We start from the raw sequence: 23625 nt of genomic DNA, 5'->3' as shown, positions 1-23625 counted from the left end.
CCACCTGCGATTACAACACCACAAATTCGACGCGTCGGTTTTTCTTCCGATTCTCTTCACTGGTATTGGGAGCAAGCGCATCGATGGGGCCGCGCCCAACGGCTTTCAGGCGGCTCCTGGCGATTCCCTTACTCACCAGGTAGTCAATAACCGACTGACAACGGTCGCGGGAGAGTTTTACGTTTAAATCAAAATCGCCCTGATTATCCGTGTGGCCGCGTAGTTCAAGTTGCAACGACGGGTTTTCCAGGAGCATAGCCGCCAGTTGATCGAGTTCAGGAAACGATTCGGGACGTATCACCGGAGAACTCTGATCGAAATATAGATTCTTCAATTGAACCGGCTTCGCCTTCTCCACTACGCCGAATTGCCTGCTGGTAATGGCTGGCATTTTTAGGGTACTCGATAGAACCGGCCCCCGAATGGCCGGGGCTGCGGTCGGTGTCTCCACGGTCGGCGGCCTTATTGATTTCACAACCGCTTCGGGCAAGGCCTGCGCTTCAGTTTTAGGAATCGGCGCTTTTATGGGCGATAAGAGTACCTGAGCTTCGTTTTCAGCACTGTCCAGCCGGATTGACTTCGTAAAATTCCCGTAGCCAGCCGCCGAACTACTCAACTGATAGACCCCTTTACCAGGTAGTTCGGTTTTGACCTTGCCTGTCGTGGAATCGGGCGTTAGCAACTGGGTCGCGCTTCCGGCTTTGCCCGAAATCGTGAAATGGGCGTCGTTAATGATTTTCCGGGTCCGGCTATCCACCGCCCACACGATCAGTTTAATACCAGCGGGGTCAAGCTGCGCATCGAATTCATAGCGGTTGCCCGTTGGCGACAGGGCAATCGTCATGGTACGCGTAACGGTCGTATAGCCCGCTCCGCCGACCTCAATGGTTAATACTTCGGGAGCGGTATACACGCACTCCAGCTGGCCGTTCAGCAAAACAAACGACTCCAGTTTATTCGTATTTTTTGACGTAATTCTGACTTTAGCGGACGCGAGCGGCTTACGAATGTCAACCGCAAACGCTTTGATCGTCAATACACTCGGCGCTGCGTTGCGCCCCAAATCAGCTGGCGCAGGTTTTATCAGAACCGGGTTAGGGTTAGCGAGTGGCGACTTTATACGGGAGTAGTCCACTTCCTTAGTCTGGGCCATACCCTGACCGACAAATAGAGCGTACACCACGGCTACCTGCAAAAGCTTACCGCCATAACAAAACCGGAACGGCCCGTTCATCTGCGGCATCAGGGGTATCACTCTTTTCCGTCCCAAACAGCCTATTGGATTAGTGGTGTACTTCCTTTAGTTCGACGCCGTGGGCGGGTTAATCATGATGTGGGCGCGGTGCGTACCGGGGTCCATGATCCAGGGCATACCAGGCGCTTCGGGCTTGAGTGGTAAACCTGTACTTTCGGCGGTAGCGTACGGAATATACACGACGTAGCGCAGATAGCCGTCTTTTACGTCACCCGTTGCGGGGTTGAAGTTCTCGTCCTTAGCCGTATACGAAAACAGCGACGACGGGTGGCTGGGCATAGTCAGTTTTTTGCTTTTGACCTCCTGCTCACGAATCTTTAGAATCTCGTCGGCTTTTTTTCCTTCCTGCTTCAGCACCCGGCCGCGCTCCATAAACGGGTCCAGATCGCGGTGGTAGCACGATACGTTCAATCCTTTCTGCTTTGGATCATCGGCCAGACACACCATCTCGTTCGTTCCCTTACGGAGTACGATAAATTCATTCTTTGGTGAGTAACCGTATACGGTAGCGCCGTCGCGTTTGTCAGCCGGAGCGGCCAGCACGGCGGTCTTGATCTGTACGTCGGGCGACGGAACCGTAGGCGTCTGCGCGAACGTAACGGCAATAAGCCCTTGTAAGGCAGCAACAAGAACAGGCGTTTTCATGGTCAGCATCAGTTTATGCAGTAAGGCAAACTAATCTAACTACTACTCAAAAAGCGGTGTAGGCTAGAAAACGTTATGCTTCGCAGTTTTAGCAATCGAACACCATTAAACGTTAACTTAGAGAATTATTAACCAGTCAAGGCTATGACTATTGAATTAAACGACGCTGTTATCAGTCAAACAGGTTTGTCACCACAGCAAGTATTGCTTGAACTGGCTATTCATCTTTATGAAACAGGTATGATTACCGTTGGACAGGGAGGTGAATTAACCAGTTTAGGACATGTCGGCTTTCAACGAGAGTTAGGTAGTCGTCGTATTCCAGTTTCATTTGATGCTGCGGATTGGGAGCATGATCAGCAGACCCTGCAAACGTTAGGGTTGCTATGATTGTCGTTAGTGATACATCCATTTTGAGCGGACTTGTTCAGATTGATCAATTGATTTTACTACAACAAGTATATAGTCGCGTTATTATTCCGCATCGGGTGTACCTTGAACTGCTTCGGCTCAACGATTATGGTATTGATGTAGAAAAGCAACTCGCTGTTGAGTGGATTGAGGTAAAAGGTGTATTCAATACCCTTCTCCTAACCGACTTACAGCAGGAGTTAGACGCTGGAGAAGCGGAAGCTATTGCCTTAGCTGTTGAACTGAACGCAACGTTACTTTTGATAGATGAATTACGAGGTCGAGTTAAAGCTCAGCAAGTTGGCTTATCTTTTACCGGCTTACTTGGTACTTTAAAAGTGGCTAAACAAAAAGGATATATTCCGGCAATGAAGCCTATTATCGACGAATTGCAACAAAAAGCGGGCATGTGGTACAAGCCCGCCTTGCTTAAGCAAGTTCTGGAAAGTGTAGACGAATATTAATAACTCTATTGATAGCCCCGCGCCTGCAAGCCGAACAATTCAGCGTAACGGCCGTCTTTTTCCAGTAGCTCATAGTGCGAGCCAATTTCGAGCAACGTACCGTTTTCCAGCACCAGAATCCGGTCGGCCATACGTACCGTCGAGAAGCGGTGCGAGATAATGACGGACGACTTACCTTCGGTCAGTTTCGCGAATCGCTGGAACACCTCGTACTCAGCGCGGGCATCTAAGGCTGCGGTCGGCTCATCAAGAATGATGAGTTGTGCGTCGCGCATGTACGCCCGGCCAAGTGCCACTTTCTGCCACTCGCCCCCCGACAGTTCGACGCCTTTGCCAAACGAGCGGCCTAGCTGCTGATCGTAGCCCCCGGCCAGCTTGGCAATAACCGTATCGGCCAGACTTCGCTGGGCTGACGTTTCGATACGTGGCTGATTGGTACGTTGGTCAATGTCGCCAACGGCAATGTTTACGCCCGCCGACATTTTGAAGCGCGTGTAATCCTGGAAGATAACCCCGATATTTTGGCGAAGCTCGGTCAGGTCATACTCCCGAAGGTCATACCCATCCAGCAGAATACGCCCTTCCGCCGGGTCATACAGCCGCGCCAGCAGTTTAACCAGGGTGGTCTTCCCTGCGCCGTTTTCACCAACCAGCGCCAGTTTTTCACCGGCCTGTAACGTAAACGACAGGTTCCGTAACGCCCATCGGTCGGAGTTGGTGTATTTGAATCCAACGTTTTCGAACACGAACCCTTCGCGGATTGGATTCGGAAACGAACGCGTCGTCTTGTTTGAGTGAATCAGCGGCTTGATGGCGAAGTAATCGAACAGGTCCTGTAGATAGATCGCTTCCTGAGTCAGGCTACTGAATTGCAGCAGAATCCCTTCCAGCGAACCCCGCACCTGCCGGAACGATCCCGCCAGAAAGGTCAGGTCACCGAGCGTAATCTGACTATTCACCGCCCGCATTACAATCCAGACGTAGGCTCCGTAATAACCGGCCGTACCGAGCGCCGTCAGCAGCGTACCCCACCCCGCTCGGCTAATGGCCAGCGCCCGGTTCTTCGTAAAATACTCCCAGGAAAGTGTTCGAAACCGATCGATCAGAAAGCCTGACAGGCCAAAAATCTTTACTTCCTTCGCCGTTTCATCGCTGGCTCCGACGTAACGCAGGTAATCGAGTTCGCGTCGTTCGGGGGTCCAGGAGCGCGAGAGCGAATAGCTACGCTGGTTGAAATAATTATCGCCGATGAACGAGGGCGTTACCGCCACCAGAATCAGCAGCAACAGCCAGGGGTTGTACACGGCCAGACCAGCCGCCAGAAAGCCGACCGAGATCAATTCCTGCACCTGCCCGAACACACCCGACAGCAAAACCGTCCGGCCCGTTGTCTGCCGACGAGCGCGTTCGAGCTTATCGTAGAACGTAGCGTCTTCGAACTGTTCAAGATCAAGCGTGGCCGCGTGTTCCATCAAACGAATTGAGGTCTGATTCGCAAACAAATCGCCTAGCAACCCATCCATCAGCGCCACAGCCCGTCCGAGCGCCGTTGACAGAATGGCCAGTCCAAATTCAGCCGCCACCAGCCACCAGAGGTATTCGGTATTGCCGTTGTCGGGATGCTTGGTTAGGTCAACAACCTGATCGATAATCAGCTTGCCGATGTATAACGTAGCGGCCGGGATAGCGGCCCGAACCAATCGCAGGGCTGCGTTGCCCAGAAACAAACCGGGTGACGTTTCCCAGACCAATCGAAAAAAAGCGGGCAGGTTTCCCAGGGCTGCGAACCGTTCGCGCCAGCTTATTTCAGCCTTAGTATCAGTGGAGTTAACGTGTGGAGTTACAGGTTTTGCCATACAAATAAAAGACAAGTCCAACTGGGGATTAGTTCAGTTAGATTTGCTCTAGACCTCCCCAACTCAGCCAGTTGACCAGCCGTTCTTGACTCAGCTGCCGGGATTAAACGAATTTAAGTTCACAAAGCGGGTACGTCACCCGTTTCTGATAGATACACCTTCATTTATGCACCCTATGACCACTAACCGATTTGCACGTTTTTTTGAAAAATTCGCTTCTCGCGCCACCCAGGCCACCGGTTCATCGTCGGCGTTTCTGCTGGCGCTGTTGACGATTATTATCTGGATGATTACCGGGCCGATTTTTGGGTATTCGGATACCTGGCAACTCGTGATCAATACCGGCACGACCATCATTACGTTCCTGATGGTTTTTCTGATTCAGAAAGCGCAGAACAAGGATTCACTGGCGATGCAGATCAAGCTCAATGAGTTGATTGCCGTAAATCGAAAAGCCAGTAACCGACTGCTCAATGTAGAAGACCTCACCGAAGCTGAGTTACACGTACTGCACGATTTTTTCGGGCGATTGGCCGAGAAGGCAAAAGCAGAGGCCATTTTTGTGGAGTCACACTCGATCGAAGAGGCCGAAGAAATTCACGTAGAGAAAACCGAAGACTTACAGAATCGACGCCGACGCCGTAATCATCAGCCCACTTCTACAAACGAGCACACAGATTCATAACGCTGTCCCAGGCGGTAGGGAATTTGTGTTTACATTTGGCGTATGAAGCGTCTTGCCCTTATGTTCTGTCTGCTTTCGGTCGCCATGCGGGCCGAGGAACCTTCAGGCGTTCGATTTTTTACAGGGTCGTGGCAACAAGTACAGGCCGAAGCCAGTCGTCAGCATAAGCCGATCTACGTTGACTTTTACACAACCTGGTGCCCGCCCTGCCGACGAATGACAAGAGAGGCTTTTCCGAATCCACAGATCGGAGCCAAGTTCAACGAGCACTTCATTAATTACCAGGTGGACGCTGAACGGGGAGAAGGCGTTCAATTAGCCAAAACATACGCTGTTTCCAGTTATCCAACCGCCCTGTTCATCACGCCTGCGGGTGAGGTGGTTCACCGGGCAGCCGGGTATGCGGGTATCAACGCAATGCTGAAACAGGCGGACATGGTGCTGGACATGCCCAAAATGCGCCGGTCGCTGACTAAACGCAAGCGCGTACTCCCAACCGAGCCGCTCGCTCCTGTTCTGCCGGACTCAACCGCAGTGGACGGACGGTAATATTGACATACGGGAGCTTTGCACTTACCCCAGATCTGTTCTATAACTCATGTGGCTGTTGCAAAAGTCCGAAAGTGATTAGGCAGGCCTACTATCTAAGCTTATTCGACCAATTTTTCACCTCGAAAACAGGAGGCTGGCAAGAGCTATTCAAAGCAGTGTTGACTTTTGCAACAGCCACTCATTTTATGTTATTAAGTTAGGAAGCCGAAGTGATTGGCCTACGTCTATAGCCAGTAATGTGCTATACAATCAGCCTCTTTAACGCGCTTTCGATTCCTTGTTTAATCATCTTTCCATACCCATCATCTGACAGATGATGGATATATGAGAAAGCTTGTTGATAATTGCTTTTTGCCTGTTCTATATCTCCTAATTCTTCGTATCCTTTTCCTACATTCAAATACAGGGATGGATAACTAGCAGTGATAGTAGCATCTTGAATTTGCAGCGCCAATTGTAAGGCTTTCTGATCCCATTTTAATTTTTCGGTCACCGAATTTTGGTGTCGCGCCAGATAGTGGGCAGCCATAAACTTTTCAACCTCAGTACTTGCTTGGTTCCAAGCTTGCAAGAATAAAGATTTCGCTTGTTGGGGATTTTCGCCTTCTAACTCAATGCCTTTAACGCATAGTTGAACAATGGGATTGTTGGGATCAAATTGCATCTTATGTCAGTATTTGCCTGTTGTACAAGTGATCCGTATGTCAAGCAATGCCAGCAAAAAGGTTGACATCATAAATTTTTCAAGTGTACGTAACTCCTACATCAGGATAGTTTGACCTATCCTGACTGGTTGCTAAATCAACAGAAATTGTAGGTAAGCTATTGGTCTAGAATCCCATTTTCATCTCGTGGCGCTCGCCGGAAACGGTCTGCTCTTCCAGGTTGAAAATGTCGGCCAGGGTCATAGCCTCATTCGTGCGGTACTCCATGCCCAGGTGTCCAAGCAGATCATTGGCCTTTTGGGGAGCCAGTTTACCAAAGGCATAGTCGACCATCAGACGCCCCTTACGTAACAACGCCTTGTCGAGCAGATGCTTGCTGGCGTTGAACGTAGCAATCACCTGAATATGCATGCAGTCGGCCAGGAGTCCATCCGTCAGGTTCAGGATATTTGAGACGCTGTTGGTGTCGCCACCGGCTTCGCGCGATTGCAGAATCCGCTCGGCATCTTCAATGATCAGCACCGAATCCTTGTTATCGAGCAGAAACGGAATGATCTCGGGGGAGGTCAGGTAGTTGGTCATGTAAGGCGGCAAAATGAGCATATCCTTTTTGACCAGCGAACTAAGGTATTTGATGTATGTCGTTTTTCCGGTTCCAGGTTCGCCATGCAACAGGATAAGTCCTTTGCTTTTCGGCTGGGCCAGCAGATTCACCAGCCGCTCATGCACGGGCGGAAAGTCGGCATTGTAATGCAGTTCGAGATTGATGTCGGGCGGCAGGATCTCAACCCGTTCGGTATGCAGCCCACCCAGGCCACTCTGAATGAGATAAATATGCGTCTGATTATCTTCATGAACGTATTTGTGCTCCTGCAAGCCTACCAGCAGCGTCCTGGCTGATGCCTCCTCGCGATAAAACCCGTAGAGCCGAAAGAACCGTTCACCAACAAACTCCGCTTTCAACAGGACACCGTCCTCGTGCTGGTAAATCCGTTCCACAATGCTCCAGCCTTCGTCGGTAACGCGGGCCGAGTGATTGATCAATGCAAACCCCCGGCTATCCAGCAGATCGCGGCCCGACAGCTTGAAATCATCGTTGAAGTGCAGATAATTCGGATAGCTACCGAAGGCCTGAACAAAGTGCGGAGCCAACGGGAACTCCCGGTCGAGGTCGCTGGGAATGTATAAATTCTGGATAGTTTGTTGGTTGGGCATACGACTGTCGGCCGTCAGGTAGCGAAACATGTCGGCCCTGGAAATCTCTTCGTGGGGTTTCAAAGGGGCGTTGGATTACGTTTCTAGGGGACTAAGTTACCCAAATTTTCCATAAATCGCCTAACCGTGAAGTCGACTCGGTATAAGCAACTTTTAACATTATGAATTCCTCATTTAATACGTAGTACCGCTAATATGTAAATCTCAGGCTGTTGGGCGAGAAGCGTAGCATGAGTTCGTGTACGCTTTTCTGGTAGTACTGCATCGCATTCGGGCTCTCGGGCGTGTCGGAGTTGAAGATATACCCTAACCGAATCGCCTTTGTCAGCTGGTATTCCGCCAATGCCTGTAGGTAATTTGTCTGGATCAGGCCGGGGCTATTCTGTCGGTAGGATACGCCTAATCCAACCTGTTCATTAAACCAGGCCCGTAGGTTCAGGTCAACCCCCAAGGGTCGGTCGGCGATCTTGGAAACGAGCACCGAGGGAATCAGTACGGTATTATCACCCACAAGAAACTTCATGCCCGCCTGCGCCATGATCGGCCGAACGCTTTTGTACAGGAACCGCCCCGCCAGGTCCAGCGTCTGACCGGTCAGTTCAGGTGCCGAGAGCCCACCAAAAAAACGGTCGGACTGGTAATAAATCCCAACGCCAAAGCTGCCGATGGCCCGGTTCACGCTCGCTGCGGACGCAAAATCATACAGGGGCAATACGCTTACCCCGCCCTGAACGCCAACCGACAGCTTCGCCAAAGCTGGTAGATTAAATCGATAGGCAACGCTTCCGTAGACGCCCGTTGCGGCAAACAGGCCCATTCGGTCGTTGAGGGCCTGAAACCCCAGCCCTATCCGCCCATTTGCAATAGGTCCATCGGCCGATACGCTCTGCGTGACGGGAGCAGCCCGCACGCCGAACCATTTACGCCGGAGAAACGCCGACAACTGAAACGACTCCCGGCTGCCCGCATAGGCGGGATTGATACTCAACGTATTGAGCAGATACTGCGAATACAGGACTTCCCGCTGAGCCCGTGCCTGCTGACAGACCAGTGCAAGAACACAGACGAGCCTAACGATTTTACTCAGGTGAACACGAAACATATAGCAAATGAATAGTCGACCAAATTGGGGCGTTTTACGCTAAAAACCTAAAATGGCTGTCGATAGCGGAACCTTCCTCCTATCAACAGCCATTTCAGATTTTTGTCATCTGCCTTAGCTTAATTTCAGAATTTTGATCTCCGTCCGGCGGTTCTGCTGGTGCTGTTCTTCGGGGCAGTTTACCCCGTCTTTGCACTTGTTCAGCAAGGCGCTTTCGCCGTAGCCTTTGGCATTCATCCGTTTAGGCGAGATTCCTTTTGATTTCAGATACGTAACGGCGGCTTTTGCCCGGTTGGTCGACAGCGTTTTGTTGTACTGTGCCGTGGCCCGACTGTCGGTATGCGACCGCATCTCAATCGTCATTTTCGGGTACTTGTTCAGCAGATCGACCAGTTTATCCAGTTCCGTGGCGGCATCGGGCCGAATGGTTGCCTTGTTCAGGTCATAATAAATGTTGTCGATCTTGATCACATCCCCTTTCTTGAACATGGTCAGGTCGGCGGAGCCGGAGCCATCCTTGGCAATTCGGGTGCCGCTCGTTCCCATGTTGTCTTTCATGGCTTCGAGTGAGTAGTCGCAGCCCGGACGTACCATGAATTCGTAGCTGCCGTCCGCACCGGTTGTAGTTTCCTGCGACGTACCGTCGCATTCGTTGACGAGTACCACTTTTACGCCCACAATCGGCTTCTTGTCCGTCTGGGTCGTTACGCGTCCGCGCAGGGTTGTCGTGGCTGGTTTTTCGGGAGCTTTTGGCTTCATCAGCGCAATCTCCAGCCGCGACGGGCCATCGTCCGACATGTAGCGGGTCGAGAAGCCAACCTTGTTATCAAGATACCCTTCGCGAGTGGCCAGAAAACTGGTTTCGCTATCGGCATCCAGACAAACCCGCACCAGGCCGTCGGCATCGGTTTTCAACTGTTTCTGGCTCGACCCGGCGGCATTATCGTAGGCAAGGGCCGTGTTAGCTAGTGGCTCTTTCGTATCGGCATCGAATACGCTGACGGTCAGTTCGCGGCACGGATACAGAGAGCCTTCGCGGGTGAAGCGGTACACATCGTCGTCGGCCCCACCCCGTTTGCGATTGCTGCTGAAATAGCCTGATTTACGATCGCCATCGGTTACGATACCAAAATCATCTTTAGGCGAGTTGAGGGGTTCACCCAGGTTCCGCACGGTCGTGGCTTGTCTGCCTTCGTTCGTGAGCTGCGCATAAAACATATCCAGATCACCTAATCCGGGCTGGCCGTCGGACGAGAAATACAAATTTCCTTTTTCATCGACAAACGGAAACAACTCATTCCCCTTCGTATTGACCTCTTTCCCCAGATTTACCGGTTCACCCCACTTCCCGTTTGTCAGGCGCGATACGTAAATATCGGTGCCACCGAACCCACCGGGCCGGTCTGAAGCGAAGTACAACAGCTGGTCATCCTTCGACAGCGCCGGGTGTCCGCTGGAGTATTCGTCGTTGTTAAACGGTAACTCTTCGGCTTTACCCCAGATGCCGTTCGTCTGCGTAGCGGTATAAAGTTTGAGTTTATTAACGCCGTCTTTACTCTGGCGGTACTCGCCCTCGTTGTAGTTGTTGCGGGTGAAGATCACGCGCCGACCATCTTTCGTGAACGTAGCGGGCCCCTCGTGGTATTTCGTGTTCAGGGTCTGGCTGAAGCGGTCAGACTCGCTGATGGGCTGATCTTCGTAGCCGAGGCTGATGTTCGTTCCCCCGTAGAAGCCAACCGTGCGGGTATCATTGGCCGTTGGTGCGGTATAGTCGTCGCGGCCGAGCGGACGAATGACCTGCGTACGGGTACGGCGGGTACTCTTTGACCCACCCAGCGACGATGCCTTTGCGCCCCGCAGCGATTTCAACTCCGGTACGTAGAACAGATCCAGAAAAGACGTACTATTCCAGTTGAACACCCGCTTGATGCCGTTTCCGCCATGCCCGGCCGACACAAATACCAGGCCTTCTTTATACAGCATCGGGCTGAACTCAGCCTTGCGGGTATTCATGGTCAGGAACTCGACTTTATAGCTCCCGGCGTTACGGGTCAGATTACTCACATCCCGGTATAGCTTGGAAAAAACCGGACCGCGCTTATCCGATGTCTGTAGGGTTCCGTATTTATCATAGGCTTCCTGAGCTTCGCGGTATTTGCCGTTACTGGCTAGCGACTGCGCGTAATACAGGTAATAAGGCCCATAGTCCGGGGGGAGACTACTTCCACTGACCAGGTCGCGATACACGCGTTCGGCGTTAGGCATATCCCGCAACTGCTGATAACTGTACCCTAGTCTGGCTTTTGCGGATCGTAGTTCGGCTTCCGACAACGATGCGGGTGTTTTTAGCACCTGTTCATAGAGTTCAATGGCCTTTGCGTAGGCGAGTTGATCAAACTGGCGATCGGCCTGTTTAAGCGACTGTGCCAGTACGGTATTCGTAAACAGCCAGAGAAATCCGAATAGCGAAACGATACGTGTCATACACTCTAATGGTTGGAAAACGCGTCAAAGGCCCCAAAAGAAAAGGTACATTCTCTCGCTCTGGAGAACATACCTTTCCGTAAGCAAATACTGCGCCGAAGTTAAAAGTAACGAGGAGTCAGAATGCGGTTTTTGCCGAAGCCAAATTCGTAGCGAAGCATGATCTCGTGCGAACTGGGAGCGATGTCCTTCAACTGGTTCATCGTCCGGTCATAGGCGTAGCCAAAGCGGAACTGATCGGTGAGCTGCACCTCCAGCATACCGACAAGCGCATCGGTCGAATAGTTGTTCCAGGTCGAGAACTGATTCCGGCGTATCGATGCACCAATGGCGATCCGATCAGCAAACCAGAAGTTGATGTTGGCATCAAACCCTAGGGGTGCTCCTTCGGCGTACTTCACCAGCATCGACGGTTTCATCTTCACAACCGGACTGATACCGACCACAAAACCCGCGGTTAAATACGCGTGACGACGCTGCACGGACCGGTAGTCGCCCGAAGCATACTCCGAAATCTTGTTTTTAATCAACCGGGGTACGGATATACCCAGGTACGAGCGATCGTTGCTCAGATAAATTCCGGTTCCGAAGTTTGGCAGCACCTTGGAGATGTTACTGGCAAACGCCGGATCGGACTGAGGAGAACCATCCGGATTCGTTTTCACATTGGCCAGATTCCACTGAAAGCTGGCCGCTCCTCCCTGTAGGCCCAGGGCTAACGTACTCTTGGTACCGACTTTAATGCGGAAGGCATACGACGCAAAGGCACCTGCTTCCTGCATTTCTCCGAACTTATCGCCGTATAACTGTAACCCGATACCGACCCGCTCCTGATTCAGCGGCATATCCATCGTGAAGGTCGCCGTTTGCGGACTGCCCGGCAGGCCCGTCCACTGGTTGCGGTACAGCGCCGACATACTCAGCACATCCCGACTGCCGGCATAGGCCGGATTGAGGGCCATCATGTTGAACATGTATTGCGAGAACATCTTGTCCTGCTGCGCCCGGAGGGGGCTGCTGCCGATCCCAAGGATCAGCAGCAGCGCGACTGCCCAATGTTTCGTTGAAAACTGATTTGACATCGGTATTATCGGTTAATAGTCATGTATCGTACAAACTTGCGTCCGTCACTGGTCTTAATCACGTAGTAGTACGTTCCGTCGGGTACACCAGCCGCATCGCTGCTTACGTTGACACCCGTGTTCGACTTGCCATCCCAGTCATTCCGGTAATCGTTGTTCTGGTACACCAGATTCCCCCAGCGGTTGTATATCTCAACGGCAACGGTTAATCCGGTTGTCCCGCCAATCACGAACAGGTCGTTGATACCATCACCGTTTGGCGAGAAGCCTTCCGGTATGAAGACGGCCGAGAACGTTGGCTGTAACGACAGAGCCGTAGCTTCCCGCTCGTTCACATCGGTCGGGTTATTGTTCCCGTTCAGGTCGGGGTTAAGTCCCGTCGTCGATATGTCCTCTACGCGGCCCGTCTTCGTGATTGCCTGACCATACGCCGAGTTCAGGAAGGTTGTCGTGCTGCCGTCGAAGGCCACATTGATCACCATCTGAATCGTATCGGTCTGACCGGCGGCCAGCGTACTGGTGCTGTCGCCCAGAACCAGCATCGGATCAGAACCGCCGTTGAACGCCGGATTCAGTTTCAGCGTACTACCCGTCGAGATCGTAATCGGCGCGTTGACGACAGTATAGGTGGCTCCGGTCTGGCTGTTGAACACCTTCGACAGTGTATCGCTGATGGCGACATGCGTCATGGGGTCAATGCCGTAGTTCTTCACCACAATCTTATACGTTACGTCGTAGCTGCCATCGGCTTTCCGAACGGTATCACTGACCGCCATCGCCAAACCAATGTACGAGGACGTCGAGAGGTTGTTCAGGGCTACTGGCGTCGGCTCGCTGTTGTTGCGCGGATCGAGGTCGTAGTCGGGGTCGTTGTTCGTACCCGCCGTCGACGTATCTTCCACGGCTTCTCCTTCGAGCGTCATCGCCGTAGCCCGGGCTACGTTGTAGAAGGTCAGCGAATCGGCATTCCGTACGTCGACGCGGACCGTGAAGGCCAGGCTGCTGCTGGCACCAACGGCCAGGTTACTCAGCGAGTCGACCAGCATCTTCGTAATCAGCCCCTGACCCGTGTACAGCGAATCGACTGTCAGGCCAGCACCGGCCGTGACCGGAATGCGGTTGTTCACAATCAGCGCACCGTGACCGAAGGTTTCCGACAGGTTATCTTCAACCTGTACGTTTGTCAGCGGCACCGAGCCCAGGTTCGTAACCTGAATGGTGTATGGAATGTCATACACCCCTTCTTCAACCAATGTTGGCGTACCAACTGACTTGGCAACCCCTAACAAGGCTTTCGGCAGATCGAAGCGTACCGTAGTCGATGCCGCGCCCGATGGCGTTGGATCGAGACCCGCATTCGAGATGTCGCTAACCGTTTGCGTCGAATCTTCCGTATGGGCAACCACCGTCGCCGTCGAGAAGAATGGACCTAGGTTGCCGTTCAGCTTCACGTTCATGGTAAATACTACAGTGTCCTGCTCACTCGGAGCCAGGTTACTGGTGCTAGCCAGCAGGTTCGCGTCAGTGTTGCCATCGAAAGCCGGGTTCACCGCTAAGTTACTACCTGCTCCGACAACCGGCGCACCTACTATGGAGTAAGAAACCGGAGACGCAAACGCTTTTGCTAAGCTATCGGTCAAACTGATGCCGTACAAATAAACATCACCGAAGTTCTTGATCGTAGCCTTAAACGTTACGTTGTACGTACTATCGGGCTGCGGTGCAATCTTCGTCACGGCCAGGGCCAGACCGATGCTCGGACCACCCGGTTCGCCAACGCCGAGCGTGAACGTCGAGAAACTGAAGTTGTTCGTCGGATCACCGTCATTGTCGGGATCGGAGTCACCCCCATCGACCGATAGGTCATACACCGACGTTACGCTGTTGACGGCCGAGGCCGAAGCCAGGTTTCGGAACGACGTTGCCGTATCTCCCGCCACTCGTCGTACCCTGACGTCCAGCCGAATCGCCTGGGAGCGGCCGGGTGCCAGATAGCTGGTGGTGGAATCAAGCATGTTCGTATTCACGCCGGTTCCGGTGAAGTTCGGATTCAGCTTGAAGGTTGTGTTTGGTCCCAGCGTTACTTTGGTTTCAAACACCGTATTCGGCACAAAGAAGTAAGCCAGATCATCCACGACACCTACGTTGCGCAAGGTGTCATCCCCAAAGTTCGTTACGATAAAGTTGTAAGCGACTTTGATGATTGAATCTCCTTCGGCCGTTGGAATACCCACCACCGATTTGGCGATACCGATCCGGCTCGGCGTATAGGCCGAGGTATCTCTGACGGTTACGCTCGACGTGTTGTTGGCCAGGTTCGTGTCGCGCTGATCGAGATAGGTAATCTCGGCTTTGTTGACAACCTCACCCTTGGCAACCACGCGGGCCGCGAACGAGAAGGATACCGACTGACCCGCCTGCAGACTATCGATGCGTTTATGGATGGCTCCGTTGCTCACTACGTAATCGAGGGTGCTGTCCGCCACCAGTTCGAGACCCTGCGGCAGAACATCACGCACATCGATATTCCGGGCCGTATGGGCACCCTGGTTAGCCACCTGGATGGTATACACAACCGGTTCGCCGTGTTTCACAACGTTGGCGCTGGCAGTCTTGGCAATGCTGACATCCGTGGTTAGCGAGTCGGCCGAGCAGTTGAAGATGTTCACCACCACTTTAGAGGGGGCGCTCAGACAGCCTGCACCGTTCCGGGCAAATACGTAGTACGTACCCGCGCCTACCGAATCGGGGCGCATCACCACCTGCGAAGACGCCGAGCTACCGATCCGGTATTCATACGTACTGCCTGCCGTTGTTGCCGATAAGGCCGAAGTCAGGTTAACGATCTGAGCCGGGCAGTCATTCCGCAGGTTCGACACGAGTGGCGTAGCACCCGGATCACCGACCGTAACGACTACGTCTTCCGATTTAACCGAGCTGCATCCTTTCGGATCGAACAACTGAACGCTGTAGGCTCCGCTGTTTTTCACCACGATGCTCTGCGTAGTTGCCTGGTTGCTCCACAGGTACGTAGCACCGGCGGGGGCTTCCAGTCGGACCGAATCGCCGTAGCAGAAGCTGACCGCACCGATCACCTTCACGGTTGGTACCGACTTGCTGCCTTCAATCGTCAGCAGCATGTCGTCTTTGGCAACCGGGCAGCTTGCGTTGTTCGTACTCACCGAAAGCGTCAGCGTGACCTTACCCGACAGGACATCTTCGGCACTCGCGGTATAAATAGCGTTGAGTGCGTATGGATTATCGAACGTACCGCTACCGCTGGTGGTCCAGTGGGCGGTTTTACCCGCGCCACCCATGACCCCATTCAGCTGATACGTTTTCGTGGTGCAGATGCTGGCATCGGCCCCGGCACTTGCTTTGGCCGGATTAACCGGGTTGCAAGGTGCCTGCTCGTCGCAGGTGCTGATGAACACGTGAATTACAGCCGGTAATCCATAGCATCCGTTCACCGTTCTTTCGACTACGTAATACGTACCCGAACCAACCGCAGCCGGACTAGCAACCCGCGATTCTGGGCTCAGCGATGCACTCGTGTAGTATTCAAACACGCCACCCACTGTGCTAACCGCGCTGGTTACACCCGTTGCCAGGTCTACTGTATTGAACGGACACGTGTTGGTGCGGTCGACGGTGGTCGGAGACGAAACCTTCGGCAGTACCGTGATGGTCACTGGGTTCGACGGCTCGCTCTTACAGCTATTCGACACGCAGCAGCGGGCGGTATAGGTTACGCTGTTAGCCAGCGAGACCGTGATCGTGCTGCCAACCAGATCATTCGACCAGGTTACGTAGGCATTCGCAGGGCAGCCTTTGGCCACCAGCGTGACCGGCGCACCGAAGCAGGCCGTGGTGCTGGTTACGTCCGCAGGTCCGGCAATCGAAATGGTCGGAGCCCCCGGCGAACCTACCTTGATGGTGCTGTTTGGCGACCATTCACCTTCGCAGGAACCCACCTTGCAGCGTACACGGTAGCTCACATCGGCCGTTGGGCTCACGGTCAGCGTATTGCCTACCGTTACGCCATCCGACCAGATGTACGTACCACCCGTGCAGCCGGTAGCCACCAGCGTAGCAGTTTCACCCGTGCAAACAACAGGTTTGCTGGTCACGATCGTCGGGATGCCCGGTGTACCCAGGATGACGTCGATGGTGTTCGACATGTCGCTGGTGCAACCGTCGATGGTGCAGGTCGCCATCAGCCAGATGTCGCTCAGGGCCGTTTTCTGGATCGACTGCCCAACTGAGCCATCCGACCAGTTCACGATGCCCCCTTCGCAGCCCGTAGCTTCCAGCGTTACTGTAGCGCCGTAGCATACGGTCAGCGACGCGGTGTGCAGCACCGGCGGCTGTACAGAACGTAGGTTTATTTTAGCACCGGTCAGATCGAGAGCCGCACAGACGTTCCGATCTGTGATCAGCTTGATCACATCGCTGCCAGTCGTTATACCCGGTTTAACCGCCGACAGATCAAGGTAATTTTTGTCGGCTGGGTTCGCGTTGTAGACCAGCGTATGGATCGTGTAGTTTCCACTGCCAGACGCTACCGTGAAGCTTGGCGTAGCACTCGTTTGCTGAACGACCAGCTCTGCTCCTTTCGTCAATACATACAGTACCGAGTAGCCATCAGGCTGTACCAGACCACCGGCTGGCGTTGCGGCCAGTACCGCTGGCGTGTTCGACGTGGCACATACCGTCGGCGTAACCGGTGTCAGCGTGCCTGGTTTCACTGTGCAGTCGCCTGGGTTCACCGTGATGGTATTCGACGGATCACTCAGACAGATGCGGTATTTACACTGTGCGTAGTACGTCTGTGTACCCACCGGCCGCACCACGAGCGACGTGCCCTGGTTGTTACCGTTGATGTCGTTCGCCGACCAGACTACATCACCGATGCAACCCGTTGCCGTTAAGGTAATGGTACCACCCGGCTCTACGGCGGTGGCCGAAGCCACAATCGTTGGCGCTGGTACCGGCGTTACCGTAATGGTATAGGTCGGCGAGGTTTCGCTCTTACATACGCCGTTCTGACAGTAGACGGTGTACGAAGTCGTTACCGTTGGCGACACCACAATGGTCGTCGTGGTTTCGTTCGTGCTCCAGTACGGAGTGCCCTGACAATTGTTGACGGTCAGTGTCACCGTTTCGCCCGGACAGATGTTGCCGGTGCTGCAGGTTACCGTCGGCGCTGGTACGGACGTTACGTTCACTTTGATCACGTTCGACTTACCGGTAGCGCAGGCATCACCGACTTTGCAGACTGCGTAGAACTCGTTGTTGGTTGGCGTTGCCGTTACCGAAACCACCTGGCCTGTCTGACCATCCGACCACAGGATCGTACCGGTGCAGCCGCTGGCGGTTAACGATACTACTCCACCATTGCAAAGTGTCGTGGTTGACGCCGTAACCGTTGGCGATGGTGCCGACGACTTATTGACGGTGATACGAACTTTCAGCGATGGTTCGCTTTCGCAGCTGCCCTGCTTACAGGTTGCGTAGTACTCGGTCGTTTCAGTTGGCAGGATTTCGATGTCCGCTCCGACCCGGTTAATACCATACCACTGCACTGTTCCCGAACAGCCTTCGGCAATCAGCCTTACTTTCTCACCACTGCATATCACCGCCTTGTTCGGCTCGATCCGGATGATCGGCGTCTGTGGCGTTACTACCGTGATGTCGACGGCGTTCGACGGTTCGCTCAGGCAGGTCCGGTACTTACATTGTGCGTAGTAGCTGATGCTTGCATCCGGGTTCACCTTGATAACCGATCCCGTCAGGTTGTTACCATACGTATCAACCGCGTTCCAGACCACCGTACCCGTACAGCCCGTGGCTGTCAGCGAGACGAGTCCTTTCGCACATACCGAATCGGCACTGGCTACAATCGTTGGTGCTACCACCGGTGTGACCGCGATCGTGTAGGTTGGCGACGATTTGCTGACGCAGCTGCCGTTCGTGCAGTATACGGAGTAGCTGTTGTTGCCTACAGTCGGCGTAACAACGATGCTGCCCGTGGTGGCGGTTGTGCTGTTCCAGACCGGCGTACCGAGGCAGTTTTCGACCGTCAGGGTTACCGTCTCGCCTGGGCAGACTCCCGTGGCGCTGCATACAATCGTTGGCGTTGGCAGCTCTGGCGAGATGTCGATCGTTTTCGTAGCTGGCTTGCTCAGGCAACCCGCGATGCGGCACTGCGCCGTGTAGGTTGTCTTCGTATACGGAGTCACGACAATCGATGCGCCGGTCTGTGCTTTATCCGACCATTCGATCGTGCCACCTACGCAGCCCGAGGCCGTCAGAGTTACTGAAGAACCTGGGCAAACGGCGCTGGCGCTGGCCGTAATAACCGGCGTCTGCGGATTGAGCACGTTTACCGTAATCGGGTTGGAGGCTGCGCTCGTGCAGTTGGCCACTACACAGCTGGCTGAGTAAGTCGTGGTTACAGTCGGACTCACCGTTACCGTCAGTCCTGTCTGGCCATCCGACCATCTGACAATGCCACCTTCACAGCCAACGGCCTGTAGTGTGGTTGATCCACCCTGACAGATTTCCGTAACGGCGCAGGTGATCTGTGGCGGCAGTAGTGCACAAGTATTGGTCTGGATCACCACCGACGACGTATCGTCCAGCGCAAAGTTCGGATCTTTATCCGGGCTGTTCACGATAGCCGTGTTCCGGATCGGACCAGCCGCTGCGATGGTTGTTTCGATGAGCAGGCTGCGGTTGGAGCCAACGCCCAGCGAACCGACGGTCCAGATACCCGCCCCGGCATTGTATTCACCGCCGGGAGTTGAGCTGACATAGGCCAGTGAAGCCGGCAGCAGGTCATTTACCGTGACATTGCTTGCAGCTATCTTGCCTTTGTTGGACACAGTCAGCGAATACGTTACTTTCTGGCCTATACTATAGGGACCAGGCGTAACGACGTTTTTGACAATTGCCAGATCGGCCAGGCACGTACCAACCGTTATAGTCAGCGACGAACGGGTGGTACTCACGCAGCCTTCGTCGCTAATGGCTTCGGCAGTATACACAACCGCCCCGGCTTTTGCCAGCGTAATGACCAGCTTACCACCGCTTGGGGTCGTACCTACCAGGTTATTGTCCTGATCATACCAGTTGATTCGGTTGCCTGGTGCAAACCCAATCAGTTTGGTATTACTGCCCTGGCAAACGAGGGTATCGTCGCAGGCAACACCAACCGGTGCATCAGGACGTGGATTGATATTCGCAATTAACGAGCTTGTCGCTGCGCTGCACACGCCACCCGGACCATCGGGATCGTTGGTCGTTGCCGTCAGCAGTACGGAACCACTGGCAATGTCTGACGGCGACGGCGTATAGGTAGTCGTCAGACTAGTTGGGTTGCTGAATGTACCCGAACCGTTTGAGGTCCACGTAACGCCCGTTACCAGACTTGTGCCGGATACAGTTGCGACCAGCGGAATCACCTCACCCGCGCAGATAGCTCTACCTGGACCGACATTTACCTGCGCTACGTTCTGGCAGTTGCAGTTTATAATCTCAACCGTCAGTACCGTTGGGTTGCTGTAGCAGTTACCATTTCTCGCAAACAGGTAGTACGTACCCGCACCGACATTGGTCAGGTTCGTGACGCGCGTTTGCGGTGTACGAGTCAGGCTGGTGTACCATTCATAGATCAGACCCGTCGTCTGATTTTCGATCGGCACCTGAGTCAGGTCAACGGTTGTAGCCGGACAGGTATTTCGAATGTTACCCAGGCTTATCGGCGTCGGTACGGTCGTTACCGCCACGACTACCGGTATACGGGCACTAGCACAGCTATCCACCGTGGTCACTTCAACGTAATACACAGTTGTACTGGTTGGGTTGACCGGAACGGCCTGCCCATTGTTGACAATAGCGAAGGCCGTACCCCCATAAGGCGTCAGGTACCAGCAGATTTTCACATTGGGGACCGGACTGCTTGCCACTAGTGTACCCGTTTCACCATTGCAGATGGTAAAGTCACTCGGTACGGTTATGCTGTAGTCAGTCGGGCAGGATACGCCAACTGTCAGGCTAACCGGCGCTACGCCCGAACACGAGCGGCTGTCGGTAACAACCACCGTAAAGGCAGATACCGCAGCGGTCGTTGGCGTACCACTTAATACGCCCGTTACGTTGTTCAGACTCAGGCCGGCGGGTAACGTACCACCCAGTACGGCATACGCATACGGTCCACTACCGCCACTGGCCGTTAAGGTCTGGCTGTAGGCTTGCCCTACATTGCCAGGTGCAAGTGTAGCGGGCGTAACCGCAATCGGCGAGCAAACCGTACACGACGCAGGTACTGCATACGTTGTACTGGCGCTTAGCGTGTTGATTGTCGCGACGATGGTACGCGAGGTCGGAGCCGTTCCGCTTAGACCGGTGGCGCTGAATGGAACCGACGTTTGCCCGGCCGTTATGGTAAACGAAGCGATCAGCACTCCATTATCGGTAAGCGTCAGGATACCACCGGGTGTGTTGGTCAACGACACAACCCCTGAGTTGGTGTATATATTCGTTGCCGGATCGCAAACTGCCGGATCAACAATGGAGATCTGAATTCCAGGCGTTGTAGGAGGCCCGTAGAAGCCGGCATCGATGGTTAGATTATTCTCTCCAGCCGTTAGGGTTACCGGTGCCGTAATTCCGTTTACCGGGTCAGAGTCCGACGCATCATCGCCCAGGTTGCCCTGCGTAGCCGTGTAACCCACGGGTGTCGTGAAGCTGACCGAATACGGTACGCCCGGCGTCAGTCCTGTGAATGAGTACAGACCCGATGCGTTCGTAACGGTCGAAGCCACTACGTTGCCGTTGCTGATCAGGGTCACCACTACGTTCGGAATGCCCGGTTCCGTCTCGATTGGCCCTTGCTGACCGTCGCGGTCGGCGTCGACAAAAACACGGTCACCGAGTGTAGCAGTCGGTAGATAGAAGCCTGCGTCAATGGTCGTGTTGTTTTCGCCGTCGGTCAACGACACCGGAGCGGTTATGCCGCCAATCGGATCAGAGTCCGACGCGTCGTTGCCGATGTTCGCCTGCGTAGCGCTATAACCCGCAGGTGTAGCGAAGCTCACCGAATATGGTACGCCAGGGGTCAGCCCCGTGAACGAATACAGACCTGACGCATCGGTAACGGTCGAAGCGACTACGTTGCCATTACTGATCAGAGTTACGACTACGTCCGGAATACCCGGTTCAGTAGCCGGTGGTCCCTGCTGACCATCGCGATTGGCATCCACAAAAACACGATCGCCCAACGTAGCACCCGGCACGTAGAAGCCAGCATCCACGGTCGTATTATTCCGAGCGGTGCTGGATTCGGGCTGACTTGTATCTATGGTGTAAACGCCGGTAAATCCGTTGGGACCCGCATCACTGTCAAGGTCATCGCCTGCTCCGCCAACATTGGCCGAGGTGGACTGGTAACCAGCCGGTGTCACAAAGCGAACTACGTAATTGCCGTCGGCCAGGCTGTCGAACAAATACCGTCCGCCACCCGAGGTAATGGTAGAATCGAGCCGAGTGGTACCGGTTCCGTCATATAAGTATACCGTAACACCGTCCAGGCCAGTCGGCCCGTCATCCTGCAGACCATTTCGGTTGGTATCCACAAACACGTAATCACCCAGGCTGCCGAATGGTCCCTGAAGGATTACAATGTTGCAGCAATTGCCCGACAGGCATCCATTCCGATACGTATCGAATCGGTAGACACCCGGACTTTTTATAACCAGCGATAAGTCTGTACCGACTTCGGCCAGACTCGTCGACACCGCTGATGTGCTAATGGGCACGTCGTTTCGGTACCAGACCACCTGATCATAGCCCGATGGGATGGTTACCGTGAACTCCTCCCCCGCATACCAGAAAATCGGTACTGAAAAACAGACCGCATCGTAATCATCTTCCGACAGACTGCCGTTGTTCGGCGTCGAGTTCGAATCGGTTTGATCGGCGGCTATAACTTCAGCCGTATTAAACCAGACCCCTCGCTCCAACACGGTGGCCCCCAACACCAGAACCGCGGAGTCTCCGGGTGCGATCGAGCTGATTGTCAGGGTTGCCGTGATTGCCGAAGCCGAAATAACCGGGGTAAATGTACCGTTACCACGTACGAACGTAGCCGACCCCTGAATATAATTCACTCCACCAGCGGGTAGCTCGTCCCGCACGACTACGTTCGTGGCGGTGGCCGACCCTGGCGCGTTGGTTACAACAACGGTATACGTAATAATATCACCAATAGCTGGACTTTGATTACTAATTGATTTATTAACGCTGAGGTTAATGGTCGCTGGCACCTGCCCTCGAGCAGTTGACGAAATCAGCCCAAACGCCAGTACAGCGACTAAAACATAGACGCCGTTCAGAACAGGCGCTGTCAGGTTGTGAGCCAGGCCTGCAAATGAGGACAGCAGCCTACCTAAGCTGCTCACCGAGTAGGGCTCTCCGGTTACGGACGTTAGTCCTCCACCCGTATCTAACAGCTTCCGGGGAGGAGCATCGTCGAGTGATTTGCGTAGTATAAGTTGCTCATTCATTGTATTGTGCACGAAAGGAATTACTGTCTTTTGGCTATCATGAATCGATACGGTAGGTGGCCCAGGGTCGGGAATGTCAGGCGGTTCGCCCGCCAATTCGACGGGACTCCTGGCCATCTGGTTTTCGCTACGGACAAAGCCTGTTGGCCACCTTGAAGCAAAGCGGCTGGTTATGGATGAATTCGCTACCGGCACGGGTAAAGCGTTCCTGCGACTCAGGCGCATCAGGAAATAAACGATCCGGCTGATCAGGCGGGTTATCGACGTCAGGCGGGCAGCTTGCCGGTCGCTTTCCGGGCGGAAAGGCGGGCGAACTACAGGCTCAACATGAGTTTTTCGTAGCGTAGAAGTTACTTCCATCTGCAACTTGATTTGGAACGATCGTACTAGCACTCCTCTTCGCTGATTATACAATTATTCAAATTCGTAAACCCATGACGAATCACGGTTTACAGAATTTAGCGAAATGGGCACTTTTGCTTTACTGGAAGTCAACTAAAACTATGCCAATTAGCGGGTGAGCGGATCGCCTGATCCTTGACAGTTAGCTAAAAACCTATATTTTAAGGTCTTACTATCGAATGTCGCTCCGACAATCAGATGATCTTTGAAGGGGAGTTGGTAGCCCTCGTGTGCATTTA

13 protein-coding genes are annotated in these 23625 nt (G+C 53.8%); 4 read left to right on the top strand and 9 right to left on the bottom strand.

Going from position 1 to position 23625, the window contains the following annotated elements; all coding sequences use genetic code 11:
• Positions 1 to 10: 10 nt before the first annotated feature.
• Together ACYVIY_RS02000 and ACYVIY_RS01995 are read right to left on the bottom strand one after the other, a co-directional pair.
• Complete coding sequence (locus ACYVIY_RS02000; protein WP_460974576.1) at positions 11 to 1270, bottom strand: OmpA family protein; 1260 nt, start codon at positions 1268 to 1270, stop codon at positions 11 to 13.
• Between the two features lie 30 nt (positions 1271 to 1300).
• Entirely contained in the window at positions 1301 to 1900 is a 600-nt protein-coding gene (locus ACYVIY_RS01995) for a hypothetical protein (protein WP_460974575.1), read from the bottom strand.
• A 144-nt stretch (positions 1901 to 2044) separates the two neighbouring features.
• Between ACYVIY_RS01995 and ACYVIY_RS01990 the strand changes: the two genes are divergently transcribed.
• Positions 2045 to 2290: a UPF0175 family protein gene (locus ACYVIY_RS01990; protein ID WP_460974574.1), complete on the top strand. Its 246-nt coding sequence runs from the start codon at positions 2045 to 2047 to the stop codon at positions 2288 to 2290.
• Positions 2287 to 2775, top strand: a complete 489-nt coding sequence (locus tag ACYVIY_RS01985) for a DUF3368 domain-containing protein (RefSeq protein ID WP_460974573.1) — start codon at positions 2287 to 2289, stop codon at positions 2773 to 2775. Before ACYVIY_RS01990 ends, ACYVIY_RS01985 begins: the two co-directional genes overlap by 4 nt.
• Positions 2776 to 2780: 5 nt before the next feature.
• On the opposite strand, the gene ACYVIY_RS01980 is transcribed toward ACYVIY_RS01985, so the two are convergent.
• Positions 2781 to 4631 (bottom strand): ABC transporter ATP-binding protein, encoded by a 1851-nt coding sequence (locus ACYVIY_RS01980; RefSeq protein ID WP_460974572.1) that lies wholly within the window; start codon positions 4629 to 4631, stop codon positions 2781 to 2783.
• Positions 4632 to 4806: 175 nt separating this feature from the next.
• Between ACYVIY_RS01980 and ACYVIY_RS01975 the strand changes: the two genes are divergently transcribed.
• Positions 4807 to 5316 (top strand): low affinity iron permease family protein, encoded by a 510-nt coding sequence (locus ACYVIY_RS01975; RefSeq protein WP_460974571.1) that lies wholly within the window; start codon positions 4807 to 4809, stop codon positions 5314 to 5316.
• Positions 5317 to 5358: 42 nt separating this feature from the next.
• Entirely contained in the window at positions 5359 to 5865 is a 507-nt protein-coding gene (locus tag ACYVIY_RS01970; RefSeq protein WP_460974570.1) for a thioredoxin family protein, read from the top strand.
• Between the two features lie 244 nt (positions 5866 to 6109).
• Here ACYVIY_RS01970 and ACYVIY_RS01965 read toward each other — a convergent pair whose 3' ends face one another.
• From ACYVIY_RS01965 to ACYVIY_RS01940, 6 genes are all read right to left on the bottom strand, one after another.
• A complete protein-coding gene (locus ACYVIY_RS01965) occupies positions 6110 to 6532 on the bottom strand; it encodes an rRNA adenine methyltransferase (RefSeq protein WP_460974569.1) in 423 nt (140 codons plus the stop codon).
• 166 nt (positions 6533 to 6698) lie between these two features.
• Positions 6699 to 7811 carry an AAA family ATPase gene (locus ACYVIY_RS01960; RefSeq protein ID WP_460974568.1) on the bottom strand — a complete coding sequence of 371 codons (1113 nt, stop codon included), beginning with the start codon at positions 7809 to 7811 and terminating at the stop codon, positions 6699 to 6701.
• Positions 7812 to 7938: 127 nt separating this feature from the next.
• A complete protein-coding gene (locus ACYVIY_RS01955) occupies positions 7939 to 8850 on the bottom strand; it encodes a PorP/SprF family type IX secretion system membrane protein (protein WP_460974567.1) in 912 nt (303 codons plus the stop codon).
• Positions 8851 to 8964: 114 nt separating this feature from the next.
• Positions 8965 to 11334, bottom strand: a complete 2370-nt coding sequence (locus ACYVIY_RS01950; RefSeq protein ID WP_460974566.1) for an OmpA family protein — start codon at positions 11332 to 11334, stop codon at positions 8965 to 8967.
• Between the two features lie 101 nt (positions 11335 to 11435).
• Complete coding sequence (locus ACYVIY_RS01945; protein ID WP_460974565.1) at positions 11436 to 12416, bottom strand: PorP/SprF family type IX secretion system membrane protein; 981 nt, start codon at positions 12414 to 12416, stop codon at positions 11436 to 11438.
• Between the two features lie 5 nt (positions 12417 to 12421).
• A complete protein-coding gene (locus ACYVIY_RS01940; protein ID WP_460974564.1) occupies positions 12422 to 23344 on the bottom strand; it encodes an SdrD B-like domain-containing protein in 10923 nt (3640 codons plus the stop codon).
• Positions 23345 to 23625: the final 281 nt, after the last annotated feature.

The sequence above is a fragment of the Spirosoma knui genome (genome assembly GCF_054780635.1).
Note: the sequence above shows the minus strand (reverse complement) of the source record. Positions and strands in the feature narration are given on the sequence as shown.